The 20,865-nt window shown below is 72.4% G+C and carries 15 protein-coding genes; 7 read left to right on the top strand and 8 right to left on the bottom strand.

Going from position 1 to position 20,865, the window contains the following annotated elements; genetic code table 11:
• Positions 1 to 18: 18 nt before the first annotated feature.
• From ACERUN_RS11615 to ACERUN_RS11595, 5 genes are all read right to left on the bottom strand, one after another.
• Positions 19 to 1,320 (bottom strand): phospholipase D-like domain-containing protein, encoded by a 1,302-nt coding sequence (locus ACERUN_RS11615; RefSeq protein WP_370290274.1) that lies wholly within the window; start codon positions 1,318 to 1,320, stop codon positions 19 to 21.
• 223 nt (positions 1,321 to 1,543) lie between these two features.
• The gene (locus tag ACERUN_RS11610) at positions 1,544 to 2,506 is read right to left on the bottom strand and encodes an electron transfer flavoprotein subunit alpha/FixB family protein (protein WP_370290126.1); all 963 of its coding nucleotides are present in this window, start codon (positions 2,504 to 2,506) and stop codon (positions 1,544 to 1,546) included.
• A 19-nt stretch (positions 2,507 to 2,525) separates the two neighbouring features.
• On the bottom strand, positions 2,526 to 3,326 hold the full coding sequence (locus ACERUN_RS11605; RefSeq protein WP_370290125.1) for an electron transfer flavoprotein subunit beta: 801 nt from the start codon (positions 3,324 to 3,326) through the stop codon (positions 2,526 to 2,528).
• A gap of 207 nt (positions 3,327 to 3,533) precedes the next feature.
• On the bottom strand, positions 3,534 to 3,902 hold the full coding sequence (locus ACERUN_RS11600; protein ID WP_370290124.1) for a hypothetical protein: 369 nt from the start codon (positions 3,900 to 3,902) through the stop codon (positions 3,534 to 3,536).
• A gap of 5 nt (positions 3,903 to 3,907) precedes the next feature.
• Positions 3,908 to 4,693, bottom strand: coding sequence for an enoyl-CoA hydratase/isomerase family protein (locus ACERUN_RS11595; protein ID WP_370290123.1), 786 nt, complete (start codon positions 4,691 to 4,693; stop codon positions 3,908 to 3,910).
• Between the two features lie 248 nt (positions 4,694 to 4,941).
• Here ACERUN_RS11595 and glgX point away from each other — a divergent pair, with 248 nt between their 5' ends.
• Positions 4,942 to 7,047, top strand: coding sequence for a glycogen debranching protein GlgX (glgX, locus tag ACERUN_RS11590; RefSeq protein WP_370290122.1), 2,106 nt, complete (start codon positions 4,942 to 4,944; stop codon positions 7,045 to 7,047).
• A 91-nt stretch (positions 7,048 to 7,138) separates the two neighbouring features.
• The gene (locus tag ACERUN_RS11585) at positions 7,139 to 8,629 is read left to right on the top strand and encodes a S28 family serine protease (RefSeq protein WP_370290121.1); all 1,491 of its coding nucleotides are present in this window, start codon (positions 7,139 to 7,141) and stop codon (positions 8,627 to 8,629) included.
• A gap of 74 nt (positions 8,630 to 8,703) precedes the next feature.
• Here the strand turns inward: ACERUN_RS11585 and glgP are convergent, their stop codons facing one another.
• Entirely contained in the window at positions 8,704 to 11,295 is a 2,592-nt protein-coding gene (gene glgP / locus ACERUN_RS11580; RefSeq protein ID WP_370290120.1) for an alpha-glucan family phosphorylase, read from the bottom strand.
• A gap of 254 nt (positions 11,296 to 11,549) precedes the next feature.
• Between glgP and glp the strand changes: the two genes are divergently transcribed.
• The 4 genes from glp to ACERUN_RS11560 are packed head-to-tail and all read left to right on the top strand — an operon-like array spanning position 11,550 to position 18,175.
• A complete protein-coding gene (glp, locus tag ACERUN_RS11575; RefSeq protein WP_370290119.1) occupies positions 11,550 to 12,830 on the top strand; it encodes a gephyrin-like molybdotransferase Glp in 1,281 nt (426 codons plus the stop codon).
• A 22-nt stretch (positions 12,831 to 12,852) separates the two neighbouring features.
• Positions 12,853 to 15,012, top strand: coding sequence for an alpha-1,4-glucan--maltose-1-phosphate maltosyltransferase (locus ACERUN_RS11570; protein ID WP_370290118.1), 2,160 nt, complete (start codon positions 12,853 to 12,855; stop codon positions 15,010 to 15,012).
• Positions 15,009 to 16,775 (top strand): maltose alpha-D-glucosyltransferase, encoded by a 1,767-nt coding sequence (gene treS, locus ACERUN_RS11565; protein WP_370290117.1) that lies wholly within the window; start codon positions 15,009 to 15,011, stop codon positions 16,773 to 16,775. Before ACERUN_RS11570 ends, treS begins: the two co-directional genes overlap by 4 nt.
• The gene (locus ACERUN_RS11560) at positions 16,772 to 18,175 is read left to right on the top strand and encodes a phosphotransferase (protein ID WP_370290115.1); all 1,404 of its coding nucleotides are present in this window, start codon (positions 16,772 to 16,774) and stop codon (positions 18,173 to 18,175) included. The genes treS and ACERUN_RS11560 overlap by 4 nt, the downstream gene beginning before the upstream one ends.
• 50 nt (positions 18,176 to 18,225) lie before the next feature.
• Here ACERUN_RS11560 and ACERUN_RS11555 read toward each other — a convergent pair whose 3' ends face one another.
• Complete coding sequence (locus ACERUN_RS11555) at positions 18,226 to 18,924, bottom strand: hypothetical protein (protein ID WP_370290113.1); 699 nt, start codon at positions 18,922 to 18,924, stop codon at positions 18,226 to 18,228.
• Between the two features lie 374 nt (positions 18,925 to 19,298).
• On the opposite strand from ACERUN_RS11555, the gene ACERUN_RS11550 reads away from it, so the two are divergent.
• Positions 19,299 to 19,574, top strand: coding sequence for a hypothetical protein (locus ACERUN_RS11550; RefSeq protein WP_370290112.1), 276 nt, complete (start codon positions 19,299 to 19,301; stop codon positions 19,572 to 19,574).
• A 14-nt stretch (positions 19,575 to 19,588) separates the two neighbouring features.
• Here the strand turns inward: ACERUN_RS11550 and ACERUN_RS11545 are convergent, their stop codons facing one another.
• Positions 19,589 to 20,863, bottom strand: a complete 1,275-nt coding sequence (locus tag ACERUN_RS11545; RefSeq protein WP_370290111.1) for a multidrug effflux MFS transporter — start codon at positions 20,861 to 20,863, stop codon at positions 19,589 to 19,591.
• Positions 20,864 to 20,865 lie beyond the last annotated feature (2 nt).

Below are 20,865 nucleotides of genomic sequence, written 5' to 3'. Positions count from 1 at the left end.
CGTGATCGTGGGTTCGGCTCAGCCCTTGCAGGGGCGGGTCTTGGGCTCGCGGTAGACCGGGTGGGTGGCGCTGTTGCTGGCCCACATGCGCTTCCACTTGTCGGTGTACTGCGCGGCCACGCGACGGTCGTGGATCTCGTAGGTGACCTCGTCGCTGCTCAGCGAGGGCGCCGACCAGTTCTCCGAGCCGGTGAAGGTGACGGCGGTGCCGGCGCCCTTGTAGGTGCCCGAGAGGGTCATGAACTTCAGGTGCATGTAGCAGCGGGGGCCGTAGACCATGCCCTTGCCGCTGGTGGCGAGCTTCTGGCCGAAGTCCCAGTCGGCGGCCTTCACCGGGATGCGGCCCTTGCGCAGGATGCCCACGACCGTGTTGGACACGACCGAGCCGATGACGGCGACCTGGCAGCCTTCGCTCTTGCGCTTGGCCAGGGCGCGAGCGATGCGCTCGCCGCGGGTGCCGTACCAGGCGTACATCGCCACGCGGATGACGGTGCGCCCGCCAGCGCCGAAGCCGGGCTTGGCGCGGCAGGAGACGAGGTTGACGCGGTCGAGGGGCGCATCGCCGCTGGAAGCGGCCTTGGCCACCGACACGGTCTCGCGGGTGTTCGGCTGGCCGGCCTTCACGCGCTGGTAGTGCACCGACAGCGTCTCGGAGCGGTAGCTGACCCGACGCGGCGACGCGGCGCGGTCGAGGCTCTGCTGGCGGAAGATGTTGACCCAGCTGTCGAAGAGCGCCTTGTTGCCGGCCACGGTGTAGGAGTCGTTCCACTGGCCGTTCACGGCGCCGCCGGTGAGGTTGGCCGAGCTGTTGATGATCACGTAGTCGGACGCGCCGGTCTTGCTGAACGAGTAGGTCTTCATGTGCTGGTTGCCGCCACGGGCGTTGTTGCGGCAGGCGGCCTTGCAGATGATCATGAAGTTGGAGTTCTTGGCGCTGCGACCGAGGCGCTTCTGCAGGCGCAGCTGCACCGGCGAGCTGACGTTGTCGTTGACGACGATCTGCACCTTCACGCCGCGGGCGTGGGCCTGGCCGAGGTACTTGACCGTGTCGGCGCGGTCGATGCTGTAGGTGGAGAACCGGATGACGGAGCCGCGCGGGGCATGCCGGATCGCGTCGTTGATCCGCTTGAGGATCACGAGCCGCGACGACGCCGCCTTGGCGTTGGGGCTGTTGAAGGCCGGCCCCACCGGGGGCCTCCACGTGTCGGCGCGCGCCGCCACGCGGGCCGACTCGGCGGCGGCCGCGGAGGCCGAGGACGGGACGGCGGGGACACCGCCGGCCACGACGGTGATCAGGAACAGTCCGGCTGCCACGAGCATCCTCACCGGCGAAACCTAACCCACGTCCCTTTACTCGCCAACACCGGCCGCGTGGCGACACGCCGACGATCGGGTCACAGCTCGGTGACGGGCGGTGGACGGCCCCGGCTGTCACGGCGCGAGGCACCGCCGTCCGTGTCATGGGCACTGCCGGGAAAACGCCGCGCGGGGCGCCGTGCTGAGCACGACGCCCCGCGAGGGACGAACCGGTGAGCCGGAACGATCAGCCCTTGCGCTGCTCGACCTGCTCGGTGACCTTCGGGAGGACGGCGTGGAGGTCGCCCACGACGCCGAAGTCGACGAGCTCGAAGATCGGCGCCTCCTCGTCCTTGTTGACCGCGATGATGGTCTTCGAGGTCTGCATGCCGGCACGGTGCTGGATCGCACCCGAGATGCCGTTGGCCACGTAGAGCTGCGGCGAGACGACCTTGCCGGTCTGGCCGACCTGGAAGGTGTGCGGCTTCCAGCCCGAGTCGACGGCGGCACGCGAGGCGCCGACCGCGGCACCGAGCGCGTCGGCGAGGCCCTCGACGGCGGTGAAGTCGCCGCCGGTGCCACGGCCACCCGAGACCACGATGGCGGCCTCGGTGAGCTCCGGGCGACCGGTCGCCTGACGCGGCTGCGAGGCCACGATCTGGGCGGTCTTCGCGGCGTCGGAGATGGTGACGGCGAACTGCTCGACGGCGCCGGCGCCGGCCTCCTGCTCAGGAGCGGCCGCGTTGGGCTTGACCGCGATGATCGGGGTGCCCGTGGTGACCTTGGAGTCGACGGTGTAGTTGCCGGCGAACACCGACTGGGTGGTGACGATCTCGTCGCCCTCGACCTTGACGTCGACGGCGTCGGTGATCAGGCCCGAGGTGAGCTTGATCGACAGGCGGGCGGCGATCTCCTTGCCCTCCGCCGAGGCGGGGATGAGGATCGCGGCGGGCTGCGCCTTCTCGGCCACCTGCTGCAGCACCTCGGCCTTGGGGGCCACGAGGTAGCCCTTCACCTCGGCGTCGTCGACGACGTACACCTTGTCGGCGCCGTAGCCCTTGACGGCCTCGGCGACGGCGTCAGCCTTATCGGCACCGCCGATGAACACCGCCGAGGGCGAGCCGATGCGCTTGGCGATGGCCAGCAGCTCGTAGGTGGGCTTGCGGACCGCGCCATCGACGTGGTCGACCAGAATCAGGACTTCAGACATGGGTTTCTCTCTCCCCCGCTCAGATGAACTTCTTGGAGGCGAGGAAGTCGACCAGCGCCGAAGCGCCCGAGCCGTCCTCGTCCTTCACGACCTCGCCGGCGGTGCGCGGCGGGCGGGCGGCGGTGGTGGCCACCGTCGTCCACGCGGCACCGGCGCCGACCTCGGAGGCGTCCACGCCGATGTCGGCGAGGGTCAGCGTCTCCAGCGGCTTCTTCTTCGCGGCCATGATGCCCTTGAAGGAGGGGTAGCGCGCCTCGCCGGTCTGGTCGGTGACCGAGAGCACGAGCGGCAGCGTGCCGCCGATGACCTCGGTGGCGGTGTCGGAGTCGCGCTTGATGCGGACCTGGTCACCCTGGGTCTCGACGACCGCGGCGAGGGTGACCTGCGGGAGGCCGAGGCGCTCGCTCAGCATCGCGGGGACGACGCCCATGCCGCCGTCGGTGGAGGCCAGACCGCCCATGACGAGCTCGTAGCTGCCGATCTTCTCGAGGGCCTTGGCGAGCACCAGCGAGGTGGCGGCGGCGTCCGAGCCGGCGATGGCGTCGTCGACGACGTGGACGGCCTTGTCGGCACCCATCTGCAGGGCCTTGCGCACGGCGGCCTCGGCCTCGGGGGGACCCACGGTCAGCGCGGTGACGGTGATGTCCTCGTCAGCCCGCTTCTCCTTGATCTGCAGGGCCTGCTCGACGGCGTACTCGTCGAGCTCCGACAGCAGACCGTCGACACCGACGCGGTCGACGGTGTTGTCCGACTCGAACTTCCGGTCGCCGGTGGCGTCCGGGACGTACTTCACAAGAACGACGATGTTGGAGAGTGTCATGGTTGTGGCCGGACCGGCCCCTTCCTGTGCTTCGTGAGCCCGCACCCCGGCTCGGGAAACGGGAACAGCTGTGGTCCATGAAGGACAGCAATTTGTTAGGTTACCGTCCGGTCACGAACCGCGGGAACGACCCGTCAGTGGACTACCTCACACGGCTGCGCGAGACGCCCGCGGACTGCCGGTGGGCTGACCGGCAGGCCGATCGGATCAGGGTCGGATGACGCGCTCGAGGGCGCGCCCGATCACCAGGTAGGCGGCCGAGGCCAGCCCGTAGTTGAACAGCGCGGTCTTCACCGCGGCGTTCGTGCCCGAGAAGGCCTTCACGGGGTTGCCGAGGTCGAAGAACCCGAGGTCGAAGGTGTCGCCGAGGTCGCGCACCAGCCGCACGAGGTCGTTGTCGGGGTTCGCCTCCAGCGCGTAGCTGAACGCGGCGGTGGCCAGCACCAGGGCGATGAGGACGAACACCGTCCACAGCGCTCGGGAGATCAGGTCGCGCAGTCGCGTGGCGTCCACGTGGGGACGACGGCGCCCGCCGTCGGCGGCGCGCTCGGTGCTGTCGGTGGTCTCGTCGCTCATCTCGCTCACCGTCCGTCGAAGGTGGCCTTGCCAGGCCCGTTGTCGATGAAGGACCGCATGCCCGTGCGGCTGTCCTCGGTGGCGAAGACGGCCGCGAAGGCCTGACGCTCGATCTGCAGGCCCGTCTCCAGGTCGCTCTCGCTGCCGCGGTCGACCGACTCCTTGATCGCGCGCAGCGCGTAGGGGGCGGCGGTGGCGAAGCGGCCCGCCCAGGCGAGCGCCTCGGTGTAGACCTCGGCCGCCGGCAGGACCCGGTCGACGAGACCGATCGCGAGGGCCTCCTCGGCCTTGACGAACCGGCCGCTGAAGAGGAGGTCCTTGGCCCGGCTGGGTCCGACGAGCCGCGGGAGACGCTGGGTGCCGCCCGCGCCGGGGATGATGCCGAGCAGCACCTCGGGCTGGCCGAGCACGGCGTTGTCGGCGGCGAAACGGAGGTCGGCGGCCAGCGCGAGCTCGCACCCGCCGCCCAGGGCGTAGCCGTTGACGGCGGCGACGACCGGCTTGGGGATGCGGGCCACGGCGTTGACCGCACCCTGCAGCGCATCGACCCGATCGACCATGTCGGTGTACGACATCGTCGCCATCTCCTTGACGTCGTTGCCGGCCGCGAAGACCTTCTCGCCACCCCACACCACCACGGCGCGGACGTCGGAGCGCTCGGTGGCCTCGGCGGCTGCAGCACGCAGCTCGTCCTGCACCTGGAGGCTGATGGCGTTCATGGCCTTCGGTCGGTCGAGCCGGATGGTGCCCACACCATCGGCGACCTCGAGGCGAACGAACTCCGCAGTCATCGCTTCCCTTCCCATGCCCGTGATGGCTCCTGATCCCGTGATGGAGCGCCCGGCCGATCGCGGCCGGTCGTCAGGTGGTGTGCCTGGTGGTGTGCATTGTGCCGTCCCTCGCACAACAGGGGTACCGGACCCGCCGTCCACGGACACGCGATCACGCCGTGGGCACGCCGTGGGCACGCCGTGGGCACCCGTGGACGACGGGTCCGGCCGCCCGCGACGCCCCGTGCCCGCTCCGACACAATGGGGCGATGAGCCTGGGCATCTGGCGGTCGTTGGGCGAGCGCGCACCTCTGTGGCCGGGCCGCAACTGGCCGCTCGGGGCGACGTGGACGCCGGAGGCGACCAACTTCGCCGTCTACGCACCGCGAGCGAACGGCGTGTGGCTCTGCCTCTTCGACGACGGCCCGGGCGAGGGCGAGCGACGGCTGCCGCTCACCGAGCAGTCCCTCGGCATCTGGCACGGCGCCGTGCCCGACCTCGCCCCCGGGACCCGCTACGGCTACCGCGTCGACGGTCCCTACACGCCCGAGGAGGGGCTGCGCTTCGACAGCGATCTCGTGCTGCTCGACCCCTACGCCCAGGCCGTGAGCGGCACGGTGGGCGACGCGCGCAGCGTGGTGGTCGACCCGGCCTTCGACTGGCGCGGCGAGCGACCGATCCAGCGCCGCTGGCGCGACACGGTGGTCTACGAGCTGCACGTGAAGGGCTTCACGAAGCTGCACGACCGCATCCCCGAGCACCTGCGCGGCACCTACGCCGGGCTGGGCCACCCCGTGGTCACCGAGTACCTGCACGACCTCGGCGTGACGGCCGTGGAGCTGCTGCCGGTGCACCAGTTCTTCTCCGAGCCGGCGCTCGTGGAGCGGGGAGCGGTGAACTACTGGGGCTACAACCCCATCAGCTACTTCGCGCCGGACGCCGCCTACTGCTCCTCCGGCGACCGGGGCGAGCAGGTGCGCGAGTTCAAGGAGATGGTGCGCTCGCTGCACGCCGCCGGCATCGAGGTGATCCTCGACGTCGTCTACAACCACACCGCCGAGGGCGGGCCCGACGGGCCTACCTACTCCTTCCGCGGGCTCGACGACCGCGGTTTCTACCGCCGGGTCCCCGTCGCGGACGGCGGCTTCGACGACACCTACTGGGACGTCACGGGCTGCGGCAACACGGTGAACTCCGAGGACCCGCTGGCCCTGCGCCTGATCCTCGACTCGCTGCGCTACTGGGTCACCGAGATGCACGTCGACGGCTTCCGCTTCGACCTCATGTCGGCCCTGACCCGCACCGCCGGCCCGGACTCGATCGGCGTCGACATGGCCTGCAAGCTGCTCGTGGCCATCGGCCAGGACCCCGTGCTGCGCCACGTGAAGCTGATCGCGGAGCCGTGGGACACCTCCATGGACGGCTACCTCGTCGGCGGGATGCCGCCACCGTGGGTGGAGTGGAACGACCAGTACCGCGGCACGATCCGCGACTTCTGGCGCGGGCACGCGAGCGGCGTCCACGAGGTGGCGACCCGTCTGGCGGGCTCCTCCGACCTGTACGCCGACGACGGGCGCTCGGCCTACAACTCGGTCAACTTCATCACCGCCCACGACGGCTTCACCGTGCGCGACCTCGTGACCTACGACCGCAAGCACAACGAGGCCAACGGCGAGGACAACCGCGACGGCACCGACGACAACCGCTCCTGGAACCACGGGGTCGAGGGCGAGACCGACGATCCCGCGATCCGTGCGCTGCGGCGGCGCCAGGCCGCCAACCTGATGGCGACGCTGTGCCTGTCGAACGGCGTGCCGATGCTGACCGCCGGCGATGAGCGCGGGCGCACCCAGCGAGGCAACAACAACGCCTACTGCCAGGACAACGAGATCTCGTGGCTCGACTGGCGCGCGGACGACGCCTGGCTCGACGTCTACGAGGTCACCCGCGCAGCGCTGCGCCTGCGCCGCGAGCACCCGGCGCTGCGCCAGCGCCACTGGTTCGAGGGTCGCCCCACGATGGTCGGCGGCCCGAAGGACCTCGCCTGGCTGCACCCCAGCGGGCGTGAGATGACCGACGGCGACTGGCACGACCCCGCCCTCGCCACCATCGGCGTCTTCGTCTCCGGCGGCCCCCTGCGCTCCCCCGGCCCGCGCGGCGAGCAGCAGATCGACAGCTCGTTCCTCATCTGGTTCCACGCCGGCGCGGACGACGTGCAGGTGCACCTGCCCGACAACGACTGGGTGCACGCCGGCACGGTCGTGGTGTCGACCGACCCCGACCTGCCCACCGGACGACGCGTCGCCGTCGGCGAGATCATCACGCTCGCCGCGCGGTCGGTGATCGTCATGCAGGAGGGCACCGCCGCCACCTGAGCCCGGCGATGCCGGACGACGCATCGATCCTCCGTCGGAGGAGGGGGCTAGGTTGAGGCGTCCAGTGACAGCCATCTCGGGAGGTCATCGAATGTCACGACCCGTCCGGCGTGCCCTCGCACGCACGTTCCTCGGCGCCACGCTGGCCGGCGCACTCGCCGGCTCGCTCGGCGCTCCAGCACTCTCCGCGCCCTCCGGCCCGGCCGTGCGGCACGCTGCGCCGCAGGCCCCCGCCAGCGACACCGACATCGCCGCGCAGGTCGCCGCCCTGCCCGGCGTCACCTCGGTCACCGAGGCCACGGCGCCCGCCGGGTACCGGTTCTTCCGGCTGACCTTCCGTCAACCGGTCGACCACCGCCATCCCTCGCGCGGCACCTTCGAACAGCGGCTGACCCTGCTGCACAAGGACGTCGCCCGCCCGATGGTGATGTACACGAGCGGCTACTACGTGTCGCAGAACCCTAGTCGCAGCGAGCCGACGCAGATCGTCGACGGCAACCAGCTGAGCATGGAGTACCGCTTCTTCGCACCGTCCATCCCCGAGCGGCCCGACTGGCCGAGGCAGCTCACCATCCGGCAGGCCGCCGCCGACCAGCACGCGATCATCCGGGCGTTCCAGCGGCTCTACCGCGCCCACTGGCTGACCACGGGCGGCTCGAAGGGCGGCATGACCGCCACCTACCACCGGCGCTTCTACCCCGGCGACGTCGACGGCACGATCCCGTACGTGGCGCCCAACGACGTCGACAACGACCACGACGCCTACAACCGCTTCCTCGCCCGCGTCGGCACCGATCCCGCCTGCCGGGCCGCGCTCACCGCCGTGCAGCGACGCATCCTCGGCCGCGACCGCGCGTGGTTCCTCGCGCGCACCGAGCAGGAGGCGGCCGCCACGGGCGACACCGCCACGATCCTCGGCAGCATCGACCGCGGCATGGAGACGGCCGTGGTCGACCTCTACTTCACCTTCTGGCAGTACTCCCCGCAGTCGGCGTGCGCCGACGTGCCCGGCCCCGGCGCCTCGAACGAGCAGGTGTGGGATTGGACGCAGGGCGTCGTGCCGCTCACCGGCTACCTCGACCTCGGGCTGCGCGACAGCCGAGCGTACTACTACCAGGCGGCCTACCAGCTCGGCTGGTACGAGGCCTACGAGCGGCCTTTGCGCGGGGTGCTCCGCCACCCCGGCGGATGGGGCGGAGCGAACTTCGTGGACGCCTCGCTGCGCCCGATCCGGTTCGACCGTCGGGCGATGCCCGACATCGACCGCTGGGTGCGCACCCGCTCCACGCAGATGCTCTACGTCTACGGCGGCAACGACCCGTGGAGCGCCGAGGCGTTCGACTGCGGACGCCGTGCCGAGCGCCGCGAGTGCTCCGTGCACGTGGTCGCCGGCGGCACCCACGGCGCCCGGATCGCGCAGCTGCCGGAGGCCGAGCGCTCCGCGGTGATCGCGCGGATCCAGCGCTGGGCCGGGTTGGGCAGCACCGACGCGGCGGTCCGCGCCACCGCCGGTGACGCCCGTCCCGTGCGTCGAGCTGCTCTCGACCGGGCGCCGGACTACCTCCGACCGCCCGGTCGCTGACATCGGGACGCCCGCCCCACCCCGCACAGCGAGGCGGGGTGGGGCGGGCCTCACCTGATCTGTGTCCAGGGCCGTCAGGGCAGGGCAACGACCCCGAGCTCTGCGGGAGCGACGAGCAGCGGGTGCTGTGGGAGCACCCGCACGGTGTAGCCGAACGGGCCCGAGCGCTCGAGCGGCACGGCGGCGTCGAAGCGGTGGCGCCCGCCCTCGTAGCTCTCGACGAGCTCGGTGCCGCTCACGTGTGCGGCGACGAGGTCGTCCTCGGCGTCCACGCGGCCGTGCACGACCTGCACCGCGACGTCCTCGGGGCGCAGGTCGCCGAGGGCCACGTAGGCGTGCACGGTGAGCTGGGCGCCCACCTCGGCGACGTCGCTCACGCCGCCGGCCTCGACGTGCTCGACGCGCACGTGCTCCCAGGCGCCGCGCACGTGCGCCTTCCAGCCGGCGAGGCCACGCGCCCCGTCCGGGCTCGCGGCCAGCGCGCGCGAGGAGCCGGCGGCGGGTGCGTAGAGGCGGGCGACGTAGTCGCGCACCATCCTGGTCGCGAGCACCTTCGGGCCGAGCGACGACCACGTGTGGCGCAGCATCTCGACCCAGCGCGTGGGCACGCCCTCGCCGTCGAGGTCGTAGAAGCGGGGCGCCACCTCGTGCTCGATGAGGTCGTAGAGCGCGGCCGCCTCGAGGTCGTCGCGCTTGTCGGCGTCGTCGATGCCGTCGGCCGACGGGATCGGCCAGCCGAACTCCGGCTCGTACCACTCGTCCCACCAGCCGTCGAGAATGGAGAGGTTGAGCCCCCCGTTCAGCGAGGCCTTCATGCCCGAGGTGCCGCACGCCTCGTAGGGGCGCAGCGGGTTGTTGAGCCACACGTCGCAGCCGGGGTAGAGCGGCTGGGCGAGCGCGATGTCGTAGTTCGGCAGGAAGACGATGCGGTGGCGCACGTCCTCGGCGTCGGCGAAGCGCACGAGCTCCTGGATGAGCCGCTTGCCGCCGTCGTCGGCCGGGTGGGCCTTGCCCGCCACGACCAGCTGCACCGGCCGCTCGGGGTGCAGCAGCAGCGCGCGCAGGCGCTCGGGATCGCGCAGCATCAGGGTGAGCCTCTTGTACGACGGCACCCGGCGCGCGAACCCGATGGTGAGGATGTCGGGGTCGAGCGCCTCGTCGACCCAGCCGAGCTCGGCCGGCGTGGCGCCGCGCTTGGCCCACGACCGGCGCAGACGGCGGCGGGCGTCGTCCACGAGGCGGGTGCGCAGGGTGCGCTTGGTGTCCCACACCTGACGCGCAGGCACCTGCTCGAGAGCGGCCCAGAACGCCTCGGAGTCGTCGCCGTCGGGGTCGGCGCCCTGGGCGGCCGCGAGCGCGACGATCTCGGGGGCCACCCAGGTGGGGGCGTGGACGCCGTTGGTGATCGAGGTGATCGGCACCTCCGCCTCGTCGAAGGCGGGCCACAGGCCGTTGAACATGCCGCGGCTGACGTGCCCGTGCAGCTGCGAGACGCCGTTCGCGCGCTGCGCCAGGCGGAAGCCCATGACCGCCATGTTGAACACGCCCGGGTCGCCGCCCTCGTAGTCCTCGGCGCCGAGCGCGAGGACGTCGCCCACCGGCACGCCCGGCGTCGTCCCGGCGTCGCCGAGGTACTGCTCGACGAGGCTGCGCGGGAAGCGGTCGATGCCCGCCGGCACCGGGGTGTGCGTGGTGAACACCGTGGAGGTGCGACCGATCTCGAGGGCGGCCGCGACCCCGAGGTCGGGCTCGGCCTCGAGCAGCTCGCGGATGCGCTCGATGCCGAGGAAGCCGGCGTGGCCCTCGTTGGTGTGGAAGACCTCGGGCTCCGGGGCGCCGGTGATGCGCGAGAAGGCGCGCAGGGCCCGCACGCCGCCGACGCCGAGCAGCAGCTCCTGGCGCAGGCGGTGCTCGGTGTTGCCGCCGTAGAGGCGGTCGGTGACCAGGCGGTACTGCTCGGGGTTGTCCTCGATGTCGGCGTCGAGGAGGAGCAGCGGCACGCGGCCGACCCGGGCCACGAGGATGCGCGCGATGAGGTCGGGCCCGCCCGGCATCGCCAGGCGCACCAGCGCCCGGGAGCCGTCGGCCTCCTGCAGCACGGTGAGCGGCAGACCGTCGGGGTCGAGCACCGGGTAGCTCTCGAGCTGCCAGGCCTCGCGCGAGAGTGCCTGCTTGAAGTAGCCGTGCCGGTAGAACAGGCCGACGCCCACGAGGGGGACGCCGAGGTCGCTGGCCGCCTTGAGGTGGTCGCCGGCCAGGATGCCGAGTCCGCCGGAGTACTGCGGCAGCACGGCGGTGATGCCGTACTCGGGCGAGAAATAGGCGATCGAGCGCGGCCACGCACCCTCGACCGGCGCGCCCGCGGCGCTGGCGCGCTGGAACCATCGCTCGCCGGTGAGGTAGTCCTCGAGGTCGGCGCGGGCGGCGGCCACGCGGGCCACGAAGGCGTCGTCGGCGGCGAGCTCGGCCCACCGGGCGGCCGGCACCTCGCCGAGCAGGCGGCCGGGGTCGCGGCCGAGCGTCGTCCACAGCTCGGGGTCGACGGCGGCGAACAGCTGCTGCGTGGGGTGGTGCCACGACCAGCGCAGGTTGGCGGCCAGCTCACCCAGCGCGGCGAGCGAGGCGGGCAGGACGGGGCGGACGGTGAACCGTCGGATCGCACGCATGCGCTGACCGTAGCGCCCGCTTCTGGATCGTTCCAAGGGTTCCGGCGAACTGGGACCAAAGCCCTGTTTATCGACCGATAGCCGGGCAGCGCATAACCCGCGCGGCGGGCACCGCGTTGAGGGGGTGTCGACGGACGGGGCGGAGTCATGGGGCTGCCTCGTCTGTCCGTTTCCGCCCTCGGCCGGCCGGGTCCCGGCCGGCCGAGGGGCACGACACGAGGCGCCGGGCGGGGCGCCGCCGTAGGCTGCTCGCGATGAGCGCCGATCTCCGCCCCGTGCCCGAGCACCAGCAGCGCGTCGCCGACCTCCTGGCTGGTCGCCATCCGGGCGGGCCGAGCGCCTGGCCCAGCGAGCAGGTCGCGCTCACCGCGGCGCGCGGTCGCGTGCTCGCCGCCGACGTGGTCGCCCCCGAGCCGCTGCCCGCCTTCGACAACTCCGCGATGGACGGCTACGCGGTGCGCGCCGCCGACATCGCCGGCGCGAGCGACGCCTCCCCCGCCGTGCTCCCGGTGGACGGCGACGTCCCGGCCGGCGCGCCGGTGGCCGACCTCGCCCCCGGGCGCACGCTGCGCATCATGACCGGCGCTCCCCTGCCCCGCGGCGCCGACGCCGTCGTCGAGGTCGAGGCGACCGACGGCGGCACCGACGAGGTGAGGGTGAGCGCGGCCCGCGAGGTCGGAAGGTACGTGCGCCCCGCCGGGTCCGACGTGCAGGTCGGTGCGACGGTCCTCACGGCCGGCGCGCTGCTCGGGCCCGCCCAGATCGGCGTGCTCGCGGCGCTCGGTGTCGACGAGGTCGCAGTGCGCCGTCGTCCGCGGGTGCTGGTGTGCTCCACCGGCTCCGAGCTCGCCGAGCACCCCGACCCCGCAGCCGGCCAGATCCGCGACGCCAACGGCGCGCTGCTGGCCGCCGCCGTGGAGGAGGCCGGCGGCCAGGCCGTGCGGGTGCTGTGGTCGGCCGACGATGTCGACGCCTTCCTCGGGCTGCTCGACGAGGCGGTGGCCGGGGGCGACATCGACCTCGTGCTCACCTCGGGCGGGGTCAGCGCCGGCGCCTACGAGGTCGTCAAGGACGGCCTCGGCCCGCGCGGCATCGAGTTCGCGAAGGTCGCGATGCAGCCGGGCATGCCGCAGGGCTCCGGCACGCTGCCCCACCCCGGCGGCGACGTCACCGTCGTGTGCCTGCCCGGCAACCCCGTCAGCGCCCTGACCTCGTTCGAGGTGTTCGTGCGCCCCGCCCTGCGGGCCGCCGTCGGTCACCCGCACCCGGCGCGACGTGTCGTCCGTGCCCGCCTCGCGGGCCTCGACGAGCCCCTCACCCCGATGCGTGGACGACGCCAGCTGCGCCGCGCGCGCCTCGACCGCTCCGCCGGCACCGGCGCCGGCGCCGAGCCCACCGTCACGCCGTGGGGTCCGCCCGGGTCGGGCTTCCTCGGCTGGTTCGCCGGCGCCGACGCGCTGATCGACCTGCCGGCCGACGGCGCCCCGCTGGCGGCCGGCGACCTCGTCGACGTGTGGGACTTGGCCACGGGCTAGCCGCGCGGGCTAGGTTCGTGGCATGTCTCGAGGCAAGGTCGACCGCACCCCCGCGCGCAGCACCGGCCCGTCGGGACGAGGTGCTCGCGCGGCGTCCGCCGCACCCGCCCCGGCGCCCGCCGCCGGCGCCGCGCCGTCGCGTCTGGGCCGGATCCCGGCCGTCGACGTCACGCCCGTGATCGACCTCGGGCCGGGCTCCTCGCTGCTGCCGGTCAAGGCCGTCGTGGGCGAACCCTTCCCCGTGCGCGCCACGGTGTTCCGCGAGGGCCACGACCGGCTCGGCGCCGAGGTGGTGCTGGTCGGCCCCGACGGCGTGGCCCGCCCGCCGTCGCGGATGAACCTGCTGCCGCCGGCCGATCGCCACACGGTCGATCGCCACGAGGCGTGGGTGAGCGCCGACGCCGAGGGCCCGTGGTCCTTCGAGGTCGTGTCGTGGTCCGACCCCGTGGCCACCTGGCAGCACGCCGCGGGCATCAAGATCCGCGCGGGCATCGACGTCGAGCTGATGTTCGCCGAGGGTGTGCTCCTGCTCCAGCGGGTCATCGCCGGCATCCCCGCTCGCACGAAGGCCGGCAAGGCGGATCGCGCGGTGCTCGAGGCCGCCGTCGCCGCCGCCGAGGACGACGCCCGCCCGGTCGAGGCGCGCCTGGCCCAGCTCGAGTCGCCCGAGGTCGCCACGATCCTGCGCGCCCACCCGCTGCGCGACCTGATGAGCACCGTCGGCCCGTTCCCCGTGCACGTCGACCGGCCCCGCGCGCTCTTCGGCAGCTGGTACGAGCTCTTCCCCCGCTCCGAGGGCGCCCGCCTCGACCCGACGACCGGCGAGGTGGTGAGCGGCACCCTGCGCACGGCCGCCGAGCGGCTGCCGGCGGTGGCCGCGATGGGCTTCGACGTCGTCTACCTGCCGCCGATCCACCCCATCGGCGAGGTCAACCGCAAGGGCCCGAACAACACCGTGCTGCCCGCCGGGGAGCCGATCCCGGCCGACTGGGCCGGATCACCGTGGGCGATCGGCAGCCGTCACGGTGGGCACGACGCCGTCCACCCCGATCTCGGCACGATCGAGGACTTCGACGCCTTCGTCGAGACCGCCCGGGCCAACGGCCTCGAGGTGGCCCTCGACCTCGCCCTGCAGTGCGCCCCCGACCACCCGTGGGTGGCCGAGCACCCCGACTGGTTCACCACCCGTGCCGACGGCTCGGTGGCCTACGCGGAGAACCCGCCGAAGAAGTACCAGGACATCTACCCGCTCAACTTCGACGCCCTGCCCTACGACGACCCGGCGAGCCTGGCCGCGGAGGTCGAGCGGGTGGTGCGCCACTGGATGGCCCACGGGGTGCGGATCTTCCGCGTCGACAACCCGCACACCAAGCCGGTGGACTTCTGGCAGTGGCTGCTGGCCCGGGTGCGCGCCACCGACCCCGACGTCATCTTCCTGGCCGAGGCGTTCACCAAGCCGCCGATGATGCAGACCCTCGGCTCGGTGGGCTTCCACCAGAGCTACACCTACTTCACGTGGCGCACCGAGAAGGAGGAGATCGAGGACTACCTGCGCGAGGTCGCCGAGGAGTCGGCGCACCGCGTGCGCCCGAACTTCTTCGTCAACACCCCCGACATCCTCCACGAGTTCCTCCAGTACGGCGGCCCGGGCGCGTTCCGCATCCGCGCCGTGCTCGCGGCGATGGCCTCCCCCAGCTGGGGTGTCTACGCCGGCTACGAGCTCGGCGAGAACGTCGCGGTGCGCCCGGGCAGCGAGGAGTACCTCGACACCGAGAAGTTCCAGATCCGCCTGCGCGACTGGGACCGTGCCGACGACCACGGCCTGCGGGAGTGGATCACCCGTCTCAACGAGGTGCGCCGCGCCCACCCGGCACTGCAGCAGCTGCGCAACCTGCGCCTGCACGCGGTCGACTCCACCTCGATCGTGTGCTTCTCCAAGACGGCCCGATCCGCCGCCGGCGACGCGGACGACCGGGTGATCGTGGTGCTCTCCCTCGACCCGCACCAGGCCCAGGAGTCGATGGTGCACCTCGACCTCACGGCGCTCGGCCTGCCGCCGGGGGCGAGCTTCGCCGTCCACGACGAGATCACCGGTGCCGACTGGACGTGGGGCGAGCACGACTACGTGCGCCTCGATCCCGCCGTGCCCGCCCACGTCCTCACCATCAGGAGCCCCCGATGAGCACCCCCGACACCCGTCCACCCTCCGCCGCGCCCCTGGGGGGCAGCCGGGTGCTCAACGACGAGCCGGAGTGGTTCCGCACCGCGGTGTTCTACGAGGTGCTGGTGCGCTCGTTCCGCGACTCCGACGCCGACGGCACCGGTGACTTCCGCGGCCTGGTCGAGAAGCTCGACTACCTGCAGTGGCTGGGCGTCGACTGCCTCTGGATCCCGCCGTTCTTCTCCTCGCCGCTGCGCGACGGCGGCTACGACGTGGCCGACTACACGGGCATCCTCCCCGAGATCGGCACCGTCGAGGACTTCCACGCCTTCCTGGACGCCGCGCACGCCCGCGGCATCCGCGTGATCATCGACTTCGTCATGAACCACACCAGCGACCAGCACCCGTGGTTCCAGGCCTCGCGCAGCGACCCCGAGGGCCCCTACGGCGACTTCTACGTATGGAACGACACCGACGACCTCTACGCCGACGCGCGCGTCATCTTCGTCGACACCGAGCCGTCGAACTGGACGTGGGACCCGGTGCGGGGGCAGTACTTCTGGCACCGCTTCTTCCACCACCAGCCCGACCTCAACTTCGACAACCCGGCGGTGCACGAGGCGATCATCGACGCGATGCGCTTCTGGCTCGACATGGGCCTCGACGGCTTCCGCCTCGACGCCGTGCCCTACCTCTACGAGCGTCCCGGCACCAACGGCGAGAACCTCCCCGAAACCCACGACTTCCTGAAGAAGGTCCGCCGCTTCGTCGACGAGCACTACCCCGGCCGCGTGCTGCTGTGCGAGGCCAACCAGTGGCCGGCCGACGTGGTGGAGTACTTCGGCCCCGAGGAGCAGCCCGACGGCCGCGTGATCGGCACCGAGTGCCACATGGCGTTCCACTTCCCGGTGATGCCGCGCATCTTCATGTCGGTGCGTCGCGAGTCGCGCTTCCCGATCTCGGAGATCATGGCGCAGACCCCGCCCATCCCCGACGGCTGCCAGTGGGGCATCTTCCTGCGCAACCACGACGAGCTGACGCTCGAGATGGTCACCGACGAGGACCGCGACTACATGTGGGGCGAGTACGCCAAGGACCCCCGCATGAAGGCCAACATCGGCATCCGCCGCCGCCTGGCCCCGCTGCTCGACAACGACACCAACCAGATCGAGCTGTTCACGGCCCTGCTCCTCTCGCTGCCGGGCTCGCCGGTGCTCTACTACGGCGACGAGATCGGCATGGGCGACAACATCTGGCTCGGCGACCGCGACGGCGTGCGCACCCCGATGCAGTGGACGCCGGACCGCAACGCCGGCTTCTCCTCGGCCACCCCGGGCAAGCTGCACCTGCCGACGATCCAGGACCCCGTCTACGGCTACCAGTCGGTCAACGTGGAGGCCCAGCTGGAGAACCCCTCCTCGCTGCTGCACTGGACGCGGCGGATGATCCACATCCGTCGCCGCCACGACGCCTTCGGCCTCGGCACCTTCGCCGACCTCGGCGGCTCGAACCCCACGGTGCTGTCGTACGTGCGCGAGCTGGTGGGTACCGGCGAGGCAGGCGCCGAGGACGACGTGATCCTCTGCGTCAACAACCTCTCCCGCTTCCCGCAGCCCGTCGAGCTCGACCTGCGGCGCTTCGAGGGCCGGGTGCCCGTCGAGCTGCTCGGCGGCGTGCCTTTCCCGCGCATCGGCGAGCTGCCCTACCTGCTCACCCTCAGCGGTCACGGCTTCTACTGGTTCCGACTCACCGATCCCGACACGACGGGGAGGCCCGTGCTGTGAGCACGCCGGAGAACGAGCAGCAGGTCGACCGGCCGGTCGACCGGCCCGACGACGCCACGCTGCACGAGCACCTGGCGGCGGCGCGCTGGTTCGGCGGCAAGGGTCGCGACTTCGCGATCGGCCCCGTGCAGCGCCTGGGCGAGCTGGGCGGCGGGAGCGTCGTCCTGTGGGTGGTGGAGGTGCGCTACCTCGGCGCGCCCGACGACGAGGTCGAGCACTACCAGCTGCCACTGGCGCTGCACGACGCCCCGGTCGAGCGCCTCGAGCACGCGCTGGTCGGTCCGGTCGTGCGCGCCGACGGCACGCCGGGCGTGGCCTACGACGCGGTGCACGACCGTGACGCGACGGCCCTGCTGCTGCAGGCCTTCGGTGCCGACGGCTCCGAGACGCCCGACGGCCTCCGCTTCGTGCGGGTGCCCGGGCACGACCTCGACCTCGAGGCCACCGGCAGCCCGTTCAGCGGCGAGCAGTCGAACTCGTCGGTGTTCTACGGCGAGGACGCCGTGCTCAAGCTCTTCCGCAAGCTCACCCCCGGCGAGAACCCCGACATCGCGATCCACCGCGTTCTCACCGAGGCCGGCTCGACCCACGTGGCCAGCCTCTACGGGTGGATCGAGCACGGCGACGTGCAGCTCGGCATGCTCCAGCAGTTCCTGCGCACGGCCAGCGACGGCTGGGGCCTGGCGCTGGCCAGCGTGCGCAACCTGTTCGCCGAGGCCGACCTGCACGCCGAGGAGGTGGGCGGCGACTTCGCGGCCGAGGCGGCGCGACTCGGCGAGGCGCTGCACGAGATCCACGCCCAGCTGCGCGAGTCCTTCCCGACGGCCTCGGTGCCCGGGCACGAGCTCGCGGCCACGATGACCGATCGGCTGCGGCACGCGACCTCCGTCGTCCCCGAGCTGGAGGAGCACGCCGCGGCGGCCGAGGCCGTCTTCGCCGCCCTCGGCGACCTCGGCGAGATCGCCACCCAGCGCGTGCACGGCGACCTCCACCTCGGCCAGACGCTGCGCACCACCGCGGCGTGGAAGCTCGTGGACTTCGAGGGCGAGCCGGCCAAGACGCTCGCCGAGCGGCTGCTGCCCGACGCGCCGTGGCGCGACGTCGCGGGCCTGACCCGCTCCTTCGACTACGCCCCGCACGCGGTGGCCGCCTCCCTCGCGGACGACGACCCCGACGTGCTGCTGCAGCGCGCCGTGCGCGCCAAGGAGTGGGCGCGGCGCAACCGCAAGGCCTTCCTCGCCGCCTACTGCGGCGAGGGCGGTTTCGGCGAGGTCGACCGCGCGATCCTCACCGCCTACGTCGTCGACAAGGCCGTCTACGAGTGCGTCTACGAAGCACGCAACCGGCCCACGTGGCTCTCGATCCCGCTCGCGGGCATCGCGCGGCTCACCGCCGGCTGAAACGCCGAGTGGGGCGGACGATCAACGGGGCCGCGTCCCGCGTCCCGCCCTCAGCTGGCAACGCGCGGCTTGGGTTCCTTCCCTGCCGCGATGCAGGCGGCCTCGGGGTTGCGGGCCTCGGCCGGCGATACCTCGACGACCGCGTCGGCCGGCGGTGGTTCGGCCACCAGCGAAGTGCCGAAGTCGGAGTAGTACACCTCGAGCTCGCCCAGGTACAGCTCGTCGTCGAAGACCCGGTTCAGCCGTGGCGATCCCGCGGCGTCGACCACCTCGCGCAGCGGCACCAGGATCTCGGACAGGACACCGTCGGCGTCCAGGGAGAGGATCGCCGAGACCTCGCGCCGCGAGGTGCGGAACGTCGGCCCGAGCTCCTGCGACACCGCGGGGAAGATCAGGTCGACGACGTCGACCAGCCGCACGTCAGCGACCACGTCACCGGCGCTGACCCGGGACGTGCCGAGGGCGCGGGCCCTCAGCGCGAGCCGTACCGCCGGCGCCTGTTCGACACTTTCGAGGGCAAGGTGCAGCCAGCACTTCTCGCTCCACACGGCCTGGCCGTCGGATCGGGTCGAGACCCAGAAGTCGCGGGGCGAGGAGCGCAGCGTCAACTCGGTGTCATCCAGGAGGTAGGTCGTCTCCGCGCGCCGACCGCTCATCTCCCAGATGGCGGAGGCGAATTCGCTGTCCGGCACTCCAGGCTCGCTCAGCCGGAAGAAGCCGGTGTTCTCGCGCCGGAACGTCGCGGCCACCCTGGCGAGCGCACGCTTGGCCTCCGCCCGCGAGCCGGGCACGACGCCCAGGTCGATGCCGTCGCCGGCGGCGTACCGGGGTCGGCCAGGAAGACCGAGCGGCCGACCGTCGGCGTCCAGCGCGGGTCCGTCGTCCGCGGAGGGAGCGCCGGTGGTGGCCGGCGTGTGCCACGGCTCGTCCACCGCGGAGCCGAAGGGAGAACCGGAGCACCCAGCGAGCAGCGTGGCGCTCAGCCCGAGGGCGAGGGTCGAGACGAGAACACGGGGGCCGAGAGGGGGCATGGCGGCATTCAACCGCCTCGGACGGCGGCGTGGGACCGGTTCGCCCCGCCCACGCTCTGGCGCGGTCTCCGCGGCGTCGCGATGATGGGCAGGTGAGTCGGCGCGGCGCGGACGACCCGTGGACGCCATGGGGAGACTTCCAGGTGCTGCGCGCCGTCGTCCGCGATGCCGGCTCCCGGATCCGCCGCCACCGGCGCCACATCGACCTCGACACCGCCGTCGACATCCTGCGGGTCGAAGCGGGCCAGGCCGGGCTGAGACTGCCCGACCACCTCGTCCGCGACCTGGCCCAGTGGCACCACTCCGGGCCGCTCGGTCGCTGGCGGATGATGCGCTCGAAGCGTCGCCCACGCCGACCGAGGCGTTGAACGCCGCTACTCCCTCACACCCGAGACGACATCCGGACGGCAGGCGCCGTCAGCGCGCGCTGCCACCCCCACAACCCCGCCCCGAGGACGACGCCCACCGCCGCCGCGAGCGCGAACCCGAGCGCGGACCCTCCGATCAGGGGCACCACCGCCACGGACGTGACGGCGTTGAGCAGCAGCGCGAGGAAGGACGACAGCGACACGACCGACCCCAGACGCTCGGGTGCGAGGTCGAGCAGCATCAGCTGGAAGGCCGGGTAGGTGGCACCGTTGCCGAGCGCGACGAGGCTGACACCGAGCACGGCCCACGGCAGCTGCGCGCCGAGCGGCGAGGCGGCGATCGCGACGTCGACGGCCGCGCCGACGAGCGCCACCGCCAGGCCCAGGGTGATCAGGCGCTCGATCGGGATGCGGCCGGCGGCACGCCCGCACAGCCAGGAGCCGACCATCATCGAGCCGATCATCGGCACGAAGAGCACCCAGTAGTCGAGCGCGCCGCGCCCCAGCACGTCGTCCACGAAGACGGCGGCGCCGCCGATGTAGAGGAACTGGGCACCGAAGACGAACCCGGTGGCCCACGCGAGGCGGTGGAAGGCGGGGATGCGGGCCACGGCTCCGAGCGAGCGCAGCAGCTCGCGCGGGACCAGTGGGGTGCGTCGTTCGCGCGGGTGGGTCTCGGGCAGCAGGAGCAGCACCGCCAGCGCCAGCCCGACCCCGAGCGCGGCCTGGAAGCCGAAGATCAGCGGCCACGGGCCGACCTGCAGGATCGCGCCGCCGAGCACCGGACCGATCGCCGGCGCGATGCCGAAGATGAGGGCTACCCGGCTCATCAGCCGCTGGGCGAGGTCGCCCTCGAAGAGGTCGCGCACCACGGTGCGGCTGACGATCGTGGCGCCGCCCGCGCTCAGCCCCTGCACGGTGCGTCCGACGAGCAGCCAGGCGAGGTTCGGCGCGAACGCGCACGCCACCGAGGCGACCACGAACACCGCGAGCGAACCGAGCATCACCGTGCGCCGTCCGACGGCGTCGGAGAGCGGGCCGTGCACCAGGCTCATGAAGGCGAAGGCGGCCAGGTAGGCGCTCACGACCAGCTGCAACGAGGCCGTGCCCGCGCCGAGGTCCTCGCCCATCTGCTCGAACGCCGGGAAGGGCGTGTCGATGCTGAAGGGCCCGATCATCGACAGCAACGCCAGCACGATCGGGACGACGACCAGCAGTCGCCGTCCTGCAGTTGCCTGCGCCACCCCGGCACCGCCGCCGGTGGCTGCCGCACCCTCCGTCGTCCTCACCC

Source organism: Nocardioides sp., from assembly GCF_964229035.1.
In the GTDB taxonomy this organism is placed as follows: Bacteria; Actinomycetota; Actinomycetes; order Propionibacteriales; family Nocardioidaceae; genus Nocardioides.
This window is presented reverse-complemented; position numbering and strand designations above follow the sequence as displayed.

Excerpts from the sequence above, each read along its gene's own strand:
- ACERUN_RS11615 (WP_370290274.1), bottom strand. The coding sequence starts at position 1,320 with ATGCTCGTGGCAGCCGGACTGTTCCTGATCACCGTCGTGGCCGGCGGT.
- ACERUN_RS11610 (WP_370290126.1), bottom strand. The coding sequence starts at position 2,506 with ATGTCTGAAGTCCTGATTCTGGTCGACCACGTCGATGGCGCGGTCCGC.
- ACERUN_RS11605 (WP_370290125.1), bottom strand. The coding sequence starts at position 3,326 with ATGACACTCTCCAACATCGTCGTTCTTGTGAAGTACGTCCCGGACGCC.
- ACERUN_RS11600 (WP_370290124.1), bottom strand. The coding sequence starts at position 3,902 with ATGAGCGACGAGACCACCGACAGCACCGAGCGCGCCGCCGACGGCGGG.
- ACERUN_RS11595 (WP_370290123.1), bottom strand. The coding sequence starts at position 4,693 with ATGACTGCGGAGTTCGTTCGCCTCGAGGTCGCCGATGGTGTGGGCACC.
- glgX (WP_370290122.1), top strand. The coding sequence starts at position 4,942 with ATGAGCCTGGGCATCTGGCGGTCGTTGGGCGAGCGCGCACCTCTGTGG.
- ACERUN_RS11585 (WP_370290121.1), top strand. The coding sequence starts at position 7,139 with ATGTCACGACCCGTCCGGCGTGCCCTCGCACGCACGTTCCTCGGCGCC.
- glgP (WP_370290120.1), bottom strand. The coding sequence starts at position 11,295 with ATGCGTGCGATCCGACGGTTCACCGTCCGCCCCGTCCTGCCCGCCTCG.
- glp (WP_370290119.1), top strand. The coding sequence starts at position 11,550 with ATGAGCGCCGATCTCCGCCCCGTGCCCGAGCACCAGCAGCGCGTCGCC.
- ACERUN_RS11570 (WP_370290118.1), top strand. The coding sequence starts at position 12,853 with ATGTCTCGAGGCAAGGTCGACCGCACCCCCGCGCGCAGCACCGGCCCG.
- treS (WP_370290117.1), top strand. The coding sequence starts at position 15,009 with ATGAGCACCCCCGACACCCGTCCACCCTCCGCCGCGCCCCTGGGGGGC.